Below are 16,858 nucleotides of genomic sequence, written 5' to 3'. Positions count from 1 at the left end.
GCTTCAGCCCGCGGTGATGACGCCCTCGTCCAACAGCTGCGCGAGGATGCGCGCTGTATCCAGCCGCGTCATCCCGGACAGGGCGAACAAGTCTTCGTAGGACACCGCGCCGTCAATCTGCGCCAGCACGAAGCCGGCGCGGTGGTCCAGGTTCAGCCAGATGATGTCGTCCGGCTGCAGGCGCACCCGGGGCACTCGCCCCAAATCGCCGAGCTTGGACTCCAGCATCGCCATCAGCATCCGCTCGCTGCGCTGTCGCAGCGCCTCGACGCGCGGGTCTCCCGGCGCCAGCTCCTGCGCCTTGAACAGCAGGTCCACCGCGCCGGAGTGGTCATCCAGCTCCAGCAGGTCCTCCGCCCCGCGCAGCAGCAGCTCCAGCTCGCCGTCCGCCGGGGGCACGCCGTACTCCTGCGTGTCACCTCGCGGGACGCCGTACTCCTGCGTGTCGTTGTCGGGCAACGCGAACACCTGCGGCTCGTCGGAGTCGTCCTCCCTCGCCAGCAACTCCATCGCGTCCACGCGGCTGCCGCCCGGCACCTCCGGCAGATACACCGGCGCGGGCGTCTTCCAACTCGCGCCCTCCGGCGGTCCGCCCTGCCCTTCCGCCCACGCGCCCCAGTCTCCATCCAGCGAGGGAGTCGCCGGCGCCATCCGCCCCAGCACCTGCGCCGGGAGCGGCACCACGTCCGCCGGAGGCGGTGAGAAGGGCGTCACGCTTCCCGCGGACAGCGCCGCCACCGCGGCCTCCAGGTACTCCTTCGCGCGCGTGTTGCCCGGGTCCAGCTGCAGGGCGCGCTCGAAGAGGCGCTGCGCGCCCCGCATGTCGCCGCTCAGACGCAGCCACAGTCCCGCCTCGATGAGCTGATTCGCGCGCTGGGGACTCATCTATCGCCCCATCCCACCCGGGCCGGGCTTGCGCAGCTGCGTGAGCGAGCCCGACAGCAGCTCACAGGCCCGCGCGAGCGACCCCACATCTTCGTTCTCCCGAACCCTGCGCGCATGCTCCAGCGCCTGCTCCGCCCGGGGCACCGCGTCCGGCCCCAGGCCGCCACCGCCCGGCAACAGCCGCGCCCGAGTCAGCGCGTCCACCACGTCGCGCGCCAGCGAGTCCAGCTCCATGCGCTTCGTCTTCAGCTCGTCGGAGATGCGCGCGGCCATGAGGTACTCGCGCTGCTCCTCCATGATGCGCTGCAGCTCCTCCTCCGTCAGGCCGCTGGACGCGGTGACGGTGATGGACTGGCGCAGCCCCGTGTCCCGGTCCTTCGCGGACACGGAGACGATGCCCTCCGCGTTGATGTCGAACGTCACGTCGATCTCCACCTTCCCGCGCGGTGCCTCGCGCAGGCCGGTGAGGACGAACTCGCCCAGCAGCTCATTCTGGTGCGCCAGCTCGTGCTCGCCCTGCAGCACCATGATCTTCACCGTGTGCTGGAAGTCCTTCGACGTGGCGAACACCTCCGTCGCCGACGTGGGCACCGTGGTGTTCTTCGGGATGATGCGCTTCACGGAGCCGCCGGCGATGGCCACGCCCAGGCTCTGCGGCGTCACGTCCAGCAGGAGCAACTCACTCTCCTGCTCCACCAGCGCGTGGGCCTGGATGGCGGCGCCCAGCGCCACCACCTCCTCCGGATGCACGCCCTTGCACGGCTCGCGGCGGAAGTAGCCGCGCACGGCCTCGACAATCTTGGGCATGCGAGACATGCCCCCGACGAGGATGACCTCCTTCAGCTCCGAGGGACGCACGCTCGCCTCGCCCAGCACCTCGGTGGTGATGCCCACCACGCGCTCGGCCAGGTCGTTCGTCAGGTCATCCAGCTTGTCGCGGGTGAGCGTGGACTGGAGGTGCAGCGCGGCCCCGCCTCCGGGCGGCGTGCTGATGAAGGGCAGGTTGAGCTGGGCCTCGCGCACGCTGGACAGCTCCACCTTGGCCTTCTCCGCCGCGTCCTTGAGCCGCTGCAGCGCCATGCGGTCCTTGCGCAGGTCGATGCCGTGCTCCTTGGCGAAGCCGAACACCAGCCACTCGATGATGCGGTTGTCCCAGTCCTCTCCACCCAGGTACGTGTCGCCGCCGGTGGCCACCACGTCGAAGACGCCCTGATTGATTTCCAGCACCGACACGTCGAAGGTGCCGCCGCCCAGGTCCAACACCGCCACGCGCCCGTTCACCGTGCGCCCGAAGCCGTAGGCCAGCGCCGCTGCGGTGGGCTCGTTGATGATGCGCAGCACCTCCAGCCCGGCGATGCGGCCCGCGTCCTTCGTGGCCTGGCGCTGGGCGTCGTTGAAGTACGCCGGCACGGTGATGACGGCCTTGCTCACGGGCCGGCCGAAGTGCGCCTCCGCGTCCGCCTTCAGCTCCTGGAGGATCATCGCGCTGAGCTCGGGGACGGACAAATCCCTGCCACCCATGCGGACGCGCAGGTCATCGTGCTGCCCGGCCACCACCTCGTAGGGCAGCGAGCGCAGCGCGTTCTGCACCTCGTGCGAGGAGAACTTCCGGCCGATGAGCCGCTTGACGGCGTACACCGTCTCCTGCGGGTTCGTAATCGCCTGGCGCTTGGCGATGCTCCCCACCAGCCGCTTGGCGTTCTTCGACACCGCCACCACGGACGGCGTGAGCGCCAGACCCGTGCGGTTCTTGATGACGATGGGCTGGCCGTCCTGGACGGTGGCGACGATGCTGTTCGTCGTCCCCAGGTCGATGCCTATGAGGGGTTCGGCTTCAGCCATGGGGAACCGTACACATCCTAGAACGTCCAGCGCAGCTTCTTGAGGGCCGCCTTCGCCTCGGCGTTGTCTGGATCCAGCTTCGTGGCTTCCTCGAAGGCCCGCTTGGCGAGCTTCTTCGATCCGGCGTCCATGAGCACCTTTCCGAGCAGCACATGGTGCTCGACGCGCTCCGGTTGCTGGTCCACGGCGCGCTGCGCCAGCGACTTCACCTCCGTCGCCTCCTGGCCAAGCTGGTACCCCAGGCGCGCGGCGCGGAAGGCGGCCTCGGCACTCTGCTCGTCCAGAGAGCTGGCGAGCCGGTAGACGGCGTAGGCCCCGTTGGCGTCGCCGCCCTGCTCCAGCGTCTTGCCGCGGGCCAGCTCGACGGCGGCCCGCTGCGCGTCGTGGCGGCGGCGGGCCTCCACCAGCAGCGTCGCGGCCTCGCGGTTCTTCGGGTCCAACATCTGCACCTGGTGGAAGTCCTGGTACGCCCGCTCCCAGTCGCCCTTGGCGACGGCGGCCTTCCCCCGGGCCAGCAGCTCGGACAGCTTGCCCGTCCGCGCCATGTACGGGTGCCGGGCCAGGCGGGCCTGCCGCTCGGCGCGGCGGGCCTCGGACTCCGCGTCATTCACCGGAGGCGGCGCGGGCGTGGGCGGAGCCCGGGGCGGCGGCGCGGCGGGCCTCGGCGGCGGGGCCGGCGGGGTGTAGGCGACGTGGACCGGGGGCGGCACGGGCGTGAGCGGTGGGGGCGGCTCGGGCGGCGGCGGGGCCGCGGGAGCCGGCGTGGCGGCCGCGGCGGCGAGCCCCAGCGCGGGGTTGGCCCGGAGGTACGCCTCGCGCTTGTCCGGTTGGGTGAGGACGTTGTGGGCGTCGGTGAGGCGCCGGAAGATGCGCTCCATGCGAGCGCGGAAGCTGCCCAGGTTCTTCCCGAAGTAGCGGTCCGGATGGAAGCGGCGCGAGGCGTTGTAATACGCCGTCTTCACGTCCGCCGGAGAGGCGCCCGGCTTCAGGCCCAGCACGGCGAAGTGGTCCAGCGAGTCCAGCGCGCGCTCCAGCTCGATGATTTCCTTCTTCCGCTCCGGCTCGAGGTCCACCTCCTCGAGCAGCGCCGCGTCCACCGAGGGCGCGGGCTGGGCGCGGGGCACCACGCGGGCGGGGACGATGGCGCCCTTGGCGCGCAGCGCCAGCAGCACCGCAATCGTCCTCGCCTCGCCGAGCGATGAGCGGGCCAGCACCTGTTCGATGCGCTCCACGCGGCCCACGAGCGAGAGCACCGTGCCCTCCTCCGCGGTGAGCTGGAGGCGAGCCGGGTCCACATTGGGCACGGTGGCGATGTGGTCCGTCCGGGCCCCCAGCCCGACGATCGTGTTTGGCGCGCTCACAAGGACGGTCCGCGAAAGGGCAGCGGGAAGGCCCAGACTAGGGTTCCGGACGCGGGGCGTCAAACGTCCGTTGCTGGGTTTTCCGGGTTTCTGGGATTGGCACCGCGTCAGAGCGCGGCCAGCACGCGCTCGACGATGGCGAGGCCCTCGTCCAACTCTTGCCGGGTGACGATGAAGGGGGGCGCGAAGCGCACCGTGCGGTCGCCGGCGGCATTCACCAGGAGTCCTGCCTCGCGGAGGCTGGCGATGACGGGGGCCACGTCGCGGTCCAACTCCAGGCCCAGCAGCAGGCCCTGGCCGCGCACGGCCTGGATGCGGCCTGCGGGCAGACGCCCCTGCAGCTCGCGAGCGCGGGCGAGGAAGTGCGCGCCCTTCTCGGTGACGTCCTGGAGCGTCTCGGGACGGCGGAGGATGCGCAGCACCGCGTTGGCGGCGGCGGCGGAGACGAGGTTGCCGCCGAAGGTGGAGCCGTGCGTGCCCGGGACGAGGCTGGCGCCGAGCTCCTCACGGCAGAGCATGGCGCCGATGGGCAGGCCGTTGCCCAGCGCCTTGGCGAGGCTGATGGCGTCCGGGCGGATGCCCTCGTGCATGAAGCCGAAGGGCTTGCCAGTGCGGCCCATGCCCGTCTGCACCTCGTCCACCAGGAGCAGCAGCCCGCGCTCATCGCACAGGGCGCGCAGGGCGGTGAGGAAGCCCGGAGGCGCGGCGCGCACTCCGCCCTCGCCCTGGATGGGCTCCACGAGGATGGCGGCGGTGGCGGGGCCCACGGCGCGGCGCACGGCTTCGATGTCGCCGTAGGGCACGTGGGTGAAGCCGGCGGGCAGTGGCTCGAAGCCCGCGTGGTACTTCGGCTGGCCGGTGGCGGTGACGGTGGCGAGCGTGCGGCCGTGGAAGCTCTTCTCGAAGGAGATGACCTCGAAGCGCTCGGGCGTGCCGCGGTCCTTCATCACCTTGCGGGCCAGCTTGAGGAGCGCCTCGTTGGCCTCGCCACCCGAGTTGCAGAAGAAGGCGCGCGGCAGTCCGGACCACTCGGTGAGCTGCGCGGCCAGGTCAATCTGCGGCTGCGAGTAGAAGACGTTGGAGACGTGCCAGAGCAAGTCGAGCTGCGCCTTCGCCGCGGCCGTCACCTCGGGGTGGCAGTGGCCGAGCGCACACGTGGCGATGCCGCCGAGCAGGTCCAGGTACTCGCGTCCGTCCGCGTCCCACACCCGGGTCCCCTGCCCTCGCACCAGGACGATGGGCTGCTGCTTGTAGTTCTGCAGCAGGTGCCGCTTCGCCTTCTGGATGATGGCGTCGTTGGCAGGCGTGGGGGCGGAGGACGGGGCAGCGGGAGACGGCGGGGGTTGCGGCAAGGCGGTCATCCTTCTTCGGGGCCTGAAGCGCGCATATAGCGCGCTAGAGGATGTAGCGCGACAGGTCCTCGTCCTGGACGATGGAGGTCAGGCGTTCGCGCACATAGGCACCATCCACCTGGAAGTCGCGGGGGCCCATCTCCGTGGCGGAGAAGGACACCTCGTCCAGCAACCGCTCGAGCACGGTGTGCAGCCGCCGCGCGCCAATGTTCTGCGTGCGCTCGTTGGCCTGCTGGGCGATGCGCGCCAGCTCCGTCACGGCGTCGTCGGTGAAGGACAGGCGCACGCCCTCGGTGGCGAGCAGCGCGGTGTACTGGCGTAGGAGCGAGTTCTTCGGCTCGCGCAAGATGCGGATGAGGTCCTCGCCGGACAGCGGCTCCAGCTCCACGCGGATGGGGAAGCGCCCCTGCAGCTCGGGGATGAGGTCGCTGGGCTTGGAGACGTGGAAGGCGCCCGCGGCGATGAAGAGCATGTGGTCCGTCTTCACCATGCCGTACTTGGTGGTGACGGTGCTGCCTTCGACGATGGGGAGGATGTCGCGCTGGACGCCCTCGCGGGACACGTCCGGGCCCCCGCCGCCCTTGCCGCCCTCGCGGCTGGCAATCTTGTCGATTTCGTCGATGAAGACGATGCCGCTGGACTCGGCGCGGACGACGGCCTCGCGCTGGACGCGGTCCGGGTCCACGAGCTTCGCGGCCTCTTCCTGGCGCAGCAGCTGAAGCGCCTCGGGCACGCGCACGCGACGGCGGCGCGTCTTGTTCATGCCCGGCATGTTCTTGAAGAGGTCCTGGAGGTTGACGCCAATCTCCTCCATGCCCTGGCCGGAGAAGCCACGCATGAAGGTGGGCGCGGAGTCGGCGGTCTCCACCTCGACGTACTGGTCATCGAGCGTGCCGGCGCGCAGCTGGGCGCGGAGCTTCTCGCGCTCGGAGTCGCCCAGGCGCTGGGGCGAGGGCTGCGGCGGCGGGGAGAAGCCGAAGGGCGGCGACGGGGACGGGCGCGGCGCGCCGCCGTTGTGGAGCAACTCCATGAGGCGGTCCTCGGCGAGCTCTTCCGCGCGGGGACGGACCTTCTCTGTCTCCTCCTCGCGGACGAGGCCGATGGCGGCTTCGACGAGGTCGCGAATCATGGACTCGACGTCGCGGCCGACGTAGCCGACCTCGGTGAACTTGGAGGCCTCCACCTTGACGAAGGGGGCCTGCGCGAGCTTCGCGAGGCGCCGGGCAATCTCCGTCTTCCCCACGCCGGTGGGGCCAATCATGATGATGTTCTTCGGGTGGATTTCGTCGCGCAGGTCGTCGGAGACCTGCTGGCGGCGCCAGCGGTTGCGCAGGGCGATGGCCACGGCGCGCTTGGCGGCGTTCTGCCCGACGATGTACCGGTCGAGCTCACTGACGACCTCGCGAGGCGTGAAGGCGGACATCTTTCGCGGTTCGGCCACGGGCGGTGACTCCTAGAGCTCTTCAATGGTGATGTTCGAGTTGGTGTAGATGTCGATTTCGCCCGCGATGGACAGGGACTGCTGGGCCACTTCGCGGGCGGGCAATTGGGTGTGGGCCATGAGGGCGCGCGCGGCGGCAAACGCGTACGGGCCTCCGCTGCCCACGGCGGCGATGCCGTAGTCGGGTTCAATCACGTCACCGGCGCCGGAGAGGATGAAGGTCTTATCCTTGTCGGCGACGATGAGGAGGGCTTCCAGGCGGCGGAGGAAGCGGTCGGTGCGCCAGTCCTTGCCGAGCTCGACGCAGGCGCGCGCCATGTTCTTCTGGTGCTCCTTGAGCTTGCCCTCGAAGCGCTCGAAGAGGGTGAAGGCGTCGGCGGTGCTGCCGGCGAAACCGGCGAGCACCTGGCCCTCACCGAGCTTCCGCACCTTCTTCGCCGTGTTCTTCATCACGGTCTTGTCGAAGGAGACCTGGCCGTCGCTGGCGATGGCGACCTTCCCGTCACGCCGCACGCAGAGGATGGTGGTGCCGTGGAACATAGGGCCACGGGTCTAACAAGCCGAGCGCCGCATTTCCAAGGAACAGTGGCTGGCTGTCCGCTCGCGTACCGTTCACGGGCCCGGGCGGGCAGGGCTAAGCGTCACGAATTCCCTCTCGTCCTGCCGAATGCCCAGGCCAGTCCGAACTGCACCACCACGTGGAACAGAAACAGCCCCAGCAGGAGCCAGCCCGATGGGTGCGGCCCCATGGGCGTCGTCTGGACGTTGAACCAGAGCCCATAGCAGACAAGCGAAACGAGAGGCACTCCGGACGCCGCGCGCTGCCCAGACAGCGCGCGGACCAGCAACACGAGGCAGGCGCCGTCGACGAACAGCCCTATTCCCAGCAGGAGCCACGACAGGGCCGTGAAGATTCCTGAGATGACGTCCATGCTCGACTCCTCGCTGCGATCTGCCCTGCCCCATCACGCGCGCGGGTGCGCCGCGTCGTAGACCTGCTGGAGCTGCTCCCACGTCACCTGGGTATACCGCTGCGTGGTGGACAGGCTCGCGTGGCCGAGCAGCTCCTGGATGCTGCGGATGTCCGCACCGCCGCCCAGCAGGTGCGTGGCGAACGAGTGGCGCAGCGCATGCGGGCTCACGTGGCGCGCCAGCGCGCACTTGAGCACGTGGGCATCCAGGTGCCGCGCGATGCTCCTCGGCGTCAGCCGGCCTCCGCGGAAGTTGAGGAACATGGCCTCCGCGTCCTGCCCCGCCTTCGGCGTGGCCAGCAGCTCACCCCGGCGCGCGAGCCAGGCCTCCAACGCGCGGATGGACTGCGCGTTGACGGGCACCAGCCGCTCCTTGCTGCCCTTGCCCATGACACGGACGATGCGCCCGCTCCGGTCCACGTCCAGCAGGTCCAGGCCGCACAGCTCGCTGATGCGCAGCCCACCCGCGTAGAGCATCTCCAGGATGGCCTTGTCCCGCAGGCCGAGCACCGTCTTCAGGTCGTGCACGTCGAGGAGCGCGAAGACCTCCTCCACCGGTAGCACCTTGGGCAGGGCCTTCGGCAGCTTCGGGCTCTTCACCAGCTTCGCCGGGCTGGCCGGCAAGAGCTTCTGCCGCACGAGGTACTTGTAGAACGACTTGATGCTCGCCAGCCGCCGCGCCCGGCTCGCGGGAGCGTGGTCCGTGCTCAGCGTGCCGAGGTAGCCGCGAATCGCCGCGTGCGTGCCCGCCAGCAGCGACAGCTTCATCCGCTCCACCAGGTAGCGCTCGTAGTCCACCAGGTCGATGAGGTAGTTCCGCACCGTGTGCGGGGACGAGCCCTTCTCGTCCTCCAGGTGGACGCGGAACTGCTCCAAGAGCGGCGACAGGTTCGTCATGGCGCGGTCAGCCTACGGGGCCGGGAGATCCTCGCAAGATTCCCGGCCCGTTGCCTACTTCGTCGCGGGAGCCGCCGCGGGAGGCGTCGCCGGAGCAGGCTCCACCGATGACGGCAACACCACCGCGCAGGTGTCCTCGGACAGCCAGCGCGCTCCGCACATCGCGGTGAGAATCGGTATGCGGACCTGCCAGAGCAGCACGAACAGAACTAGCAGTGCGATTCCCAGCCGCGCCCAGCCGGACAGGCCCTCCGTCTCGCCGTCCTCCTCCTGCTGGCGAATCAGCTCCGGACGCACCATGTCCATCCGGTCCACCCGCGCGCCCTTCGGCAGCTTCGGCCGGCGCGTCACCAGGGACGACAGCGCGGGCGTCAGCATCAGCCGGTCATTCAGCGCCCAGCCCGAGCCCTCCAGCAGCAAAGCCAGGTTGCGCCGCCGCAGCTTCAACCAACCCAACAACCCCGCCGGAGCCATCACCACAATCGCAATCAACGTCGCCGCCGAGATGAGGTCCACCAGCGTCAGCGACTTCACCTGCGTCACGATGAACGCGAACGATGAACCGAGCGCCGCCGCCGCGATGCTGCCCGCCGCCACCATTCCCGCGATACCGCCCGTGGCCGGTGCCGCTGCCGCCGGAGCAGGCGCAGCCGCCGCCGGTGCCGCCACCGTCTGCGTGTAGCCCTTCTCCAGCGTCGTATCGAACGTCTTCTCGCCCGCCGTCGCCAGCCCTTCCACCTTGCTGGTGATGAACGCGCCCATGCGCGTGAAGGGCATGGTCATCGCCTCCCACAGCGACACGGGCTGGCGGATGACGTGCGTCACCGTGGCGTCGTGCTCCTTGCCGTCCACGTCGTAGAAGATGCCGCGCTTGCCCACCACCAGGTCCGTGCTCCGCCCGCGCGTGACGGGCACCGCCACCTCGTAGCTCGGCGCCCCGTCCTTCGGCGCCACCTGCACGTAGAGGACACACGTCGTCCCCTGCGCCGTGAGCGCCGCGTGCGCCGCCCGGTTCGTCGTCAGCACCGACAGCGTGTACTTGCGCCCGCCGAGGATGAGCGTCCCCTTCTCCACCAGCGCCAGCCGCCTCGGCATGTAGATGTTGGGCATGCTGATGAAGTTGTTCGCGAACACCAACAGCCAGCGCTGGTAAAGCACCAGCCGCTCCAATTCGACGATGGCGTCCAGCGTCGGCTTCAGCAACAGGTCCGCGGCGCACGCCGACTCAATCGCCGCCAGGTCCGCGGCCTCGACAGTGGGGCGCACCTCCACCAGCTTGCGCACCGGGCTCGCGTCGAGCTTCGCCTGCCACGCCAGCACCGCGTCCGCCTTCGCAACCATCTCCCGCCAGGCCGGGTCCGTCAGCCGCCTCGCGTCTCCCGTCACCGGCGTCGCCACGTCGCGGCGGAATGCCTCCAGCGTCTCGTACGCCGGACCGCGGTGGATGCGAGACCACTCCAGCACGCCCGCGGGCTCGGGCGGAGCGATGGGCAGGTCTCCCGCCGCCTTCCCCAGCGCGGCCACATCTCCCAGCACGCCTTCGACTCGCTCCGCGCGCAGGCGCAGGCTCGCGGCGGCCTCCGGCTGCGCGGCCACCAGCCGGCACTGCATGAAGTACGCCTCCAGCCACGGCGCCACCTCGCGGATGCGCTTCGCCGTGTCCAGGCTCGTGTCGCCCAGGGTGAAGGCCGCGCTGCGCGCATCCAGGTGCGCGAGCAGGGCCGTGCGCTCCTCGCGGAAGCGCTGCACCATGGCCGGGTCGATGCCCGCCTCGCCCGCCCGGTTCTTCACCTCCGGGAAGCAGGCCATGAGGTCCACCGCCAGCGGGCGCAGGTGCTCGGGCAGGTGCGCCGGGGCGACGATGCCGTCCCCGTTCTGCCCCGCCGCGCGCAGCGCCGACTCACTGGCCCGCACCTGGTCCAGGGAGATTCGCGCCATGTCCGGCGCCTTCAGCGTCCGGAGGATGGTCTCCGCCGCGCCCCGCAGCGGCCGGGCCTCCTCGGTGAGGGCGTCCAGCTCCAGCATGGGGCTGCCCTCGTCCGCGCGCTTGCGGTCCTTCAGTTGCTTCGCCGCCCACTCCACCGCGGCACGCACCTCCGCCACGCGGATGCGGCCGTTGCCGTCCGTGTCCAGGAACGTCAGGAAGCGCGGGTCGCAGTTCAGCCCCTCCAGCGGACACGCGGTGGCAATCCACTGCGTCTCGGGGATGCGCACCGCCTCCTCGAGGACGTCGAAGGAGGGAAGGTCCACCTGGAGCGAGCCGCCATAGCGGCGATAAATGAGAGAGGCCATCGGGCGGCGGAAGTAAGCACACCGCCCGCGGACCTGCACGCTTCCGGCGAGGGCGTGCGGGCTTTCCGCTTCCGCCCTCTCCGGTCCTCGCTACTTCTGCGCGGCCGTCTCCAGCGTGGCGGGCACGCTGTACACGCCCGCCTTCGGCCCCTGCGCGATGATGTACACGGCGCGCGAGTCGTCCTTGCCCGCGAACGACACCGGAACCTGCACGCCCTGGTCGAGCGTTTTGCGCGCCTGCGTCTTCACGTCGTACACCGCCACGTCATACGTGTCCGAGTCCATCCGCGCATACGTGAAGAGCACCCGCTGGCCGTCCGAGGACAGCTTGTAGCTGAAGATGCCCTGCACCCACGTCTGCGGCTCGCCGCTGCGCGGCAGCCCCAGCGCCTTGAAGTCACACGAGCGCCCGTTGCGGATGCAGTTGGAGCGGAACACCACCTGAGTGTTGCCCGGCATGAAGCCATAGCCGAACACGCCCTTGTGCACCTTCTCCGCCTTCTCCGCGCCCAGCGGGTACAGCATCAGGTCCACCGAGTACTCGGGCTTGAGGAAGCGCGAGAGGAACAACACGTACTTCCCATCCGAGCCCCACAGGAAGTTGGGCACGCGCCCCCCCACCTGCTTCGTCGCCCCGTCCGGCAGCGCCGCCACCGACATCAGCCCCGCGCCCGCCGTCTGGTCGTACTTCTCCAGGAAGCCCACCGCCTGCGAGTCCGGCGAGAAGGCGAACTTCTCCACCCGCTCTCCCAGCTTGCGCCCCGCGCCACCCGCCGCGGGCCCCACGTAGAAATCACCCGGCACGTCCGGCTTCCCGTTCTCCGTGCGCCCCAGCCACTTGCTGTCCGGCGAGAAGGCGAAGGCGCTCGACGCCACCGCCAGCCGCTTCGGCTTCAGCGCCGGCACCTCCGCCAGGTACAAGTCATAGAGCCCGCGCACGGACTCGCTCTTCACCTGGAAGGCCACGTGCTGCCCGTCCGGCGACACCGCGTAGTCACCCACCTGGTCCGCCAGCTTGCGCGGCGCCGCCTCCGGCTGCTCCACGGACACCGCCGCCAGCCCACCCGCCGCCGTCAGCCGGCGCTTGATGAGCAGCGTCTTCCCGTCCGGGGTGAACTGCGCGGTGCTCACCTCCCCCGCCACCTCGGTGAAGGGGCCCGAGGGCAGCGGCCCCAGCTTCAACCGGCCCGCGTCCACGAAGGCCAGTCGCGTTCCGTCCGGGCTGGGCAGCATGTAGCTCACCGCCGTGCCCAACACCGTGGGCTCGGCCTTCGCATCGTCCAGCGCCGCGACATTCAGCGAGCCGGACTGCGAGGCCGGGTTGTAGCCCGTGAGGAACAGCGCGTGCTTCGAGTCCGGAGTGATGAGCTGCCCGCCCGGCACGTTGGTCACGCCCTCGCCCAGCTTGCGCGGCTCGCCGCCCTCCACCGCGACGACGTAGAGCTGCCCCAGCAGCATCTGCGGAGGAACCCCGTCCAGCCGGGGCTTCTGGCCGTTAAGCAGGTACGTGGCCTTCAGCCCGTCCGGCGTCACGCGCAGGTCCGCCGCGCGGCCCGCCGCCAGCAAGAGCCCCTGCCCCGCCTCCGGAGCGCCACGGCTGGGCGCGGGAGCGCGCGCCGCGCTTCCACCCGCCGAGCCACTGCTGGCCGCGGGCGCCGCCGCGCCGCCAGTTCCCTCATTCCCCTTCTTGCAGCCCGCACCCGCCACCGCGAGCGCGGCCAGCAAACCTGCACCCAGAAGTCGCCCCTGCCGCGTCCGCATCATGCGCTCCTCTGTTCCCCGTGCTCGGACGTGCCCGGCACGCCCGCGTGCGGCAGCCACTCCGCCAGGGCCTGCTTCGCCCGCGCCGAGTACGCTGCCCGCTTGTCCGCCTTCTTCACCCGCCCGGCCAGCGGCGGGAAGAGGCCGAAGATGATGTTGGAGGGCTGGTGCGGGTAGTCCGGCGGGTGCGCTTCTCCCGTCACATGACGGAACAGCGCGCCCAATGCCGTGGTGGCCGGCGGCGGAACGAACTCCTTCCCGGTCAGCCGCGCGTGCAGCGCCAGCGCCACCAGGTATCCGCACGCCGCGCTCTCCACGTAGCCCTCCACGCCGGAAATCTGCCCCGCGAAGTACAGCCTCGGCTCCGACTTCAGCGACAGGTCCCTCGACAGCAGCCGGGGCGAGTCGATGAAGGTGTTTCGGTGGATCTGCCCCATCCGCAGGAACTCCGCCTGCTGGAGGCCCGGGATGCACGTGCTGAAGATGCGCTTCTGTTCACCCCACGTCAGCCGCGTCTGGAAGCCCACCATGTTCCACGACGTGCCCGCCGTGTCCTCCATGCGCAGCTGCACCACCGCGTAGGGCTCCTGGCCCGAGCGCGGGTCTCTCAAGCCCACCGGCTTCATCGGCCCGTAGGCCAGCGTGTCGTCGCCGCGCTCCGCCATCACTTCAATCGGCAGACACCCTTCGAAGTATTTCGGTTCCTCGAAGGCGTGCGGCACCACCTTCTGGCCGGCCTTCACCTCGGCGATGAAGCGGTAGTACTCGTCGCGCGTCATCGGCAGGTTGAGGTAGTCGTCCCCGCCGCCCTTGCCGTAGCGGCTCTGCCGGAAGGCCACGTTCAGGTCGATGGAGTCCCCGGAGATGATGGGCGCGATGGAGTCGTAGAAGTAGAGCTTCGTCCCCACGTGCCGCTCCAGCTCGCGGGTGAGCGCGTCCGAGGTGAGTGGCCCCGTGGCCACCACCACCGGGCCCTCGTCCGGCAGTCGCTCCACCTCGCCCGCCACCACCTCCACGCCCGCCATGCGCTGGAGCGTCTCCGTGATCGCCCCGGAGAAGCGCTCGCGCTCCACCGCCAGCGCGTCACCCGCGGGCACGCGGTGCGCGTCCGCGGTGCCCAGCACCAACGAGCCCAGCGCGCGCAGTTCCGCGTGCAGCAGGCCGATGGCGCTCTCCGGGTTGTCCGAGCGCAGCGAGTTGCTGCACACCAGCTCCGCGAACTGGTCCGACTTGTGGGCCGGCGAGCGCTTGTGCGGCTTCATCTCGCGCAGCTCCACGGCCACGCCGCGCCGGGCGAGCTGGTATGCGCACTCGCTGCCCGCCAGGCCTCCGCCAATCACCGTCACCCGCTGCTTCACGTCAGCCATCCCGCTCCTCCCGGGCGCGCGCCGTCGCCCGTCGGAGAACAGTTAGCAGGACCGGGCCGCCCTTTCCCAGAAGTGAAAGCGGGCGCGTCAACCACTGTCTCCCAGGGCATGCCGCCTGCCCGCCTGCCCAGCAACCCACCGGAGTCCCCCGTTGGAAGGCGCGGTTTCCCTACCTGGGTTGAACCCCTACGTTTCTCGCGTTCGCCGTGCCGGAGCGACCTTGCATCCGGCCGAGCGGAAATGAACTCGAAGACGGGAGCATCGGAGACATGGCCATGGCCCGAAGCAACGACCTGAACAGGATTCGCGAGCTCCTCCAGCGCCGCCGCCGGGAAATCCTCACGGCGAATGCGGGGGCGCACCGCGAGCTGACGGCCCTCAAGGACCAGGAGAGGGACCCCGAGTACGAGGAGAATGCCCAGTCGGAGCTGGCGGACTACACCCTGTCCAGCCTGCTCGAGTCGCAGCGGCGCGAAATCATGCTCATCGACGCGGCCCTGCGCCGCATGGAAATGGGCGTCTTCGGAGACTGCGTGGACTGCGGCTTCGAGATTCCAATCGAGCGCCTGGAAGCCCTGCCCTTCGCCATCCGCTGCGAGGAGGATGCCAGCATCCACGAGCTGGAGACGCGCGGCGGGCCCATGGCCACGCCCTCGCTCTAGCCTCCCGTCCGCTGCAAGAGGGGCGCTCCCGCCGTCGGGGGGCGCCCTACTCGCCTTCCTTCTGGAGGACGACGAACCGGTAGTTCTCCAGCTCGTTCTGCCCCGCCGTGTAGAGCACGGTGAGGAGCATGTCGTAGGGAACCTTCTTGTCCGCGATGACGGACAGCTCCCGGCTGAAGGGGGCGGAGGGGTTCCGCTCGGCGATGTACTTCAGCTTCTCCACTTCCTTCTTCAGCTGCGCGTCCAGCGGCAACACCAGCCGGCCCTGGAGCTTGTCGCCCGGAATCACGCCGTTCTGGAGCCGCAGCACCTCACGCTCCCCCACCAGGATGTTCTTGGGGGTGATGGTGACGGCCACGGTGTCCTTCGGCGTGGCGCGCGTGGTGGACACGGGCGGACGAACGTCCTCGGACGCCGTCACCGCGGCGGAGGACGAGGCGAAGGACTTGAGCAGGAACACCAGGAGGATGGTCATCATGTCCATCATCGCGGTGATGTTCAGCTCCTTGATCTCCCCCGCGGCCTCGCGCTCCTTGCGCTTCTTGCGCGCCAGCGCCTTGCGGTAGCGCAGCCGCGCCAGCGTCTCTTCGTCGGCCTCGCTCAGGGCGGGTGTCGTCGACTCGGCCATGGTTCAGATCGCCCCGAGGGTGACGTCCGGGAACAGCAGGCGGTGCGGGCTGGCCTGCGTCTCGCGGATGGCGTCCAGCGTCTGGGTGAGGGCCTCGTAGGGGATGTCCGGATCCGCGCCGACGATGACCTTCGTCTCCGTGGGGAATGCCGCCTTGATCTCCACCATCTTCGCGTTGAGCGCCCGGAAGTCGTAGGCGCCGTCCGCCAGCACCGGCACGGTGGGCTGGTCCGCCGCCGCGCCCTCCTGGCCGAGGATGGCGTTCTGGCTGCTGACGAAGTGGCCCTTCTTGGAGATGAGCACGGACAAGGTCAGCTTCTGCTCGTCCTGCCCCTCCTGCGTCATGCCCGCGCTGGGCGCGCCGTAGCTGGGGGCATTCACGTTCAAGATGCCGAACGTGGCGAGGCCGGTGATGGACAGCAGCATGAAGATGATGAGGTTCATGAGGATGTCGAGGTACGGGACGATGTTCAGCTCGCCCGACTCTTCTTCCTCACGGACCTTCAGCTTGCGCCGGGAGTAGTGGAACGCCATGGACGCGAACCGTGCGCCTTACGACGCGCGGGACTCGAGCTCCGTGGTGGCCGGGTCCACCGAGCCGCGACGCGACAGGAGGTTCTCCAGCTTCAGCGCGTTGAGCTCCATCGACTCCACCAACCCCTTCGCGTACGAGGTGAGGAACAGGTGGAAGACGATGCAGAGCACCGCGATGGAGAGCGCGAAGGCGGTGTTGTTCATCGCCTTGGAGATACCGTCCGACAGGAGCACCTGCTTCTGCTCCGCCGGCACGTTGCCGAGCGCCTGGAAGGTGCCGATGAGGCCGAAGATGGTGCCGACGAGGCCCACCAGCGTGGCGATGTTGGCGAGGGACCACAGCCACGGAATCCGCTTGGACACGCCCGGGCTGTGCTCGACGATGGCCTCTTCCACCGCCTTGGCGACTTCAATCTCGCCGCGGTTGGCATTCACCAGGCCCGCGCGGATGACCTTCGCCAGCGGCGAGTTGGGCGCCATGCTGCACACCTTCACCGCGCGGTCCAGGTTGCCGCTGCGCACCAGCTTGGCGATCTGCTCCATGAACGGCGGCGCGGGCAGGTTGTAGCGGAACACCACGGTGACGATGCGCTCCAGCGCCACCGCCAGCGAGCACGCCAGCCAGAACAGGTTCACGAACATGAACGGGCCGCCATCCTTGAAGAACTTGATGACGGAGTCCGTGACGCCCATCTTGCCGCCCTCCGTGGCCGCAAGTGTCACGTCCAGCAGCAGCTCGCTCACCGAGTGAATCATCGCGCCTGGTGTCCTTTCGACGCCCGTCCCCCCGGGTGGGCCCGTCCGGACACGGGCATCCACAGGACTCTCCCCAGGGAGGGGGCAGCCTGGACTTCTAGGGCGGGCC

15 protein-coding genes are annotated in these 16,858 nt (G+C 69.8%); 1 reads left to right on the top strand and 14 read right to left on the bottom strand.

Going from position 1 to position 16,858, the window contains the following annotated elements; genetic code table 11:
* Positions 1–3 precede the first annotated feature (3 nt).
* The 11 genes from G4D86_RS28930 to trmFO all read right to left on the bottom strand — a co-directional run bounded on the left by G4D86_RS28930 (position 4) and on the right by trmFO (position 14,169).
* Positions 4–885, bottom strand: a complete 882-nt coding sequence (locus G4D86_RS28930) for a hypothetical protein (RefSeq protein ID WP_163997287.1) — start codon at positions 883–885, stop codon at positions 4–6.
* Positions 886–2,727, bottom strand: coding sequence for a molecular chaperone DnaK (dnaK, locus tag G4D86_RS28925; protein WP_163997286.1), 1,842 nt, complete (start codon positions 2,725–2,727; stop codon positions 886–888).
* A gap of 17 nt (positions 2,728–2,744) precedes the next feature.
* The gene (locus tag G4D86_RS28920; RefSeq protein ID WP_163997285.1) at positions 2,745–4,088 is read right to left on the bottom strand and encodes a J domain-containing protein; all 1,344 of its coding nucleotides are present in this window, start codon (positions 4,086–4,088) and stop codon (positions 2,745–2,747) included.
* Between the two features lie 107 nt (positions 4,089–4,195).
* Positions 4,196–5,449, bottom strand: a complete 1,254-nt coding sequence (locus tag G4D86_RS28915; protein WP_163997284.1) for an aspartate aminotransferase family protein — start codon at positions 5,447–5,449, stop codon at positions 4,196–4,198.
* Positions 5,450–5,483: 34 nt separating this feature from the next.
* Complete coding sequence (gene hslU / locus G4D86_RS28910; RefSeq protein WP_163997283.1) at positions 5,484–6,881, bottom strand: ATP-dependent protease ATPase subunit HslU; 1,398 nt, start codon at positions 6,879–6,881, stop codon at positions 5,484–5,486.
* A 12-nt stretch (positions 6,882–6,893) separates the two neighbouring features.
* Positions 6,894–7,421 carry an ATP-dependent protease subunit HslV gene (gene hslV, locus G4D86_RS28905; protein ID WP_163997282.1) on the bottom strand — a complete coding sequence of 176 codons (528 nt, stop codon included), beginning with the start codon at positions 7,419–7,421 and terminating at the stop codon, positions 6,894–6,896.
* A gap of 101 nt (positions 7,422–7,522) precedes the next feature.
* A complete protein-coding gene (locus G4D86_RS28900; RefSeq protein WP_163997281.1) occupies positions 7,523–7,813 on the bottom strand; it encodes a hypothetical protein in 291 nt (96 codons plus the stop codon).
* Between the two features lie 33 nt (positions 7,814–7,846).
* Positions 7,847–8,749, bottom strand: coding sequence for a tyrosine recombinase XerC (locus tag G4D86_RS28895; RefSeq protein WP_163997280.1), 903 nt, complete (start codon positions 8,747–8,749; stop codon positions 7,847–7,849).
* Positions 8,750–8,803: 54 nt separating this feature from the next.
* Complete coding sequence (locus tag G4D86_RS28890) at positions 8,804–11,041, bottom strand: kinesin (protein WP_163997279.1); 2,238 nt, start codon at positions 11,039–11,041, stop codon at positions 8,804–8,806.
* A gap of 90 nt (positions 11,042–11,131) precedes the next feature.
* The gene (locus tag G4D86_RS28885; protein WP_420821871.1) at positions 11,132–12,802 is read right to left on the bottom strand and encodes a gliding motility protein; all 1,671 of its coding nucleotides are present in this window, start codon (positions 12,800–12,802) and stop codon (positions 11,132–11,134) included.
* Entirely contained in the window at positions 12,802–14,169 is a 1,368-nt protein-coding gene (trmFO, locus tag G4D86_RS28880) for a methylenetetrahydrofolate--tRNA-(uracil(54)-C(5))-methyltransferase (FADH(2)-oxidizing) TrmFO (protein ID WP_163997277.1), read from the bottom strand. Before trmFO ends, G4D86_RS28885 begins: the two co-directional genes overlap by 1 nt.
* Before the next feature lie 269 nt (positions 14,170–14,438).
* On the opposite strand from trmFO, the gene G4D86_RS28875 reads away from it, so the two are divergent.
* Positions 14,439–14,831 (top strand): TraR/DksA family transcriptional regulator, encoded by a 393-nt coding sequence (locus tag G4D86_RS28875; protein ID WP_420718241.1) that lies wholly within the window; start codon positions 14,439–14,441, stop codon positions 14,829–14,831.
* 46 nt (positions 14,832–14,877) lie between these two features.
* Here the strand turns inward: G4D86_RS28875 and G4D86_RS28870 are convergent, their stop codons facing one another.
* Genes G4D86_RS28870 through G4D86_RS28860 form a run of 3 tightly spaced genes read right to left on the bottom strand, consistent with a single transcriptional unit; the run spans position 14,878 to position 16,749 of the window.
* Positions 14,878–15,459 carry an ExbD/TolR family protein gene (locus G4D86_RS28870; protein WP_163997275.1) on the bottom strand — a complete coding sequence of 194 codons (582 nt, stop codon included), beginning with the start codon at positions 15,457–15,459 and terminating at the stop codon, positions 14,878–14,880.
* Between the two features lie 3 nt (positions 15,460–15,462).
* On the bottom strand, positions 15,463–15,993 hold the full coding sequence (locus G4D86_RS28865) for an ExbD/TolR family protein (protein ID WP_163997274.1): 531 nt from the start codon (positions 15,991–15,993) through the stop codon (positions 15,463–15,465).
* Positions 15,994–16,011: 18 nt separating this feature from the next.
* Positions 16,012–16,749, bottom strand: a complete 738-nt coding sequence (locus G4D86_RS28860; protein ID WP_163997273.1) for a MotA/TolQ/ExbB proton channel family protein — start codon at positions 16,747–16,749, stop codon at positions 16,012–16,014.
* Positions 16,750–16,858: the final 109 nt, after the last annotated feature.

Source organism: Pyxidicoccus caerfyrddinensis (assembly GCF_010894405.1).
GTDB classification, from domain to species: Bacteria; Myxococcota; Myxococcia; order Myxococcales; family Myxococcaceae; genus Myxococcus; species Myxococcus caerfyrddinensis.
This window is presented reverse-complemented; position numbering and strand designations above follow the sequence as displayed.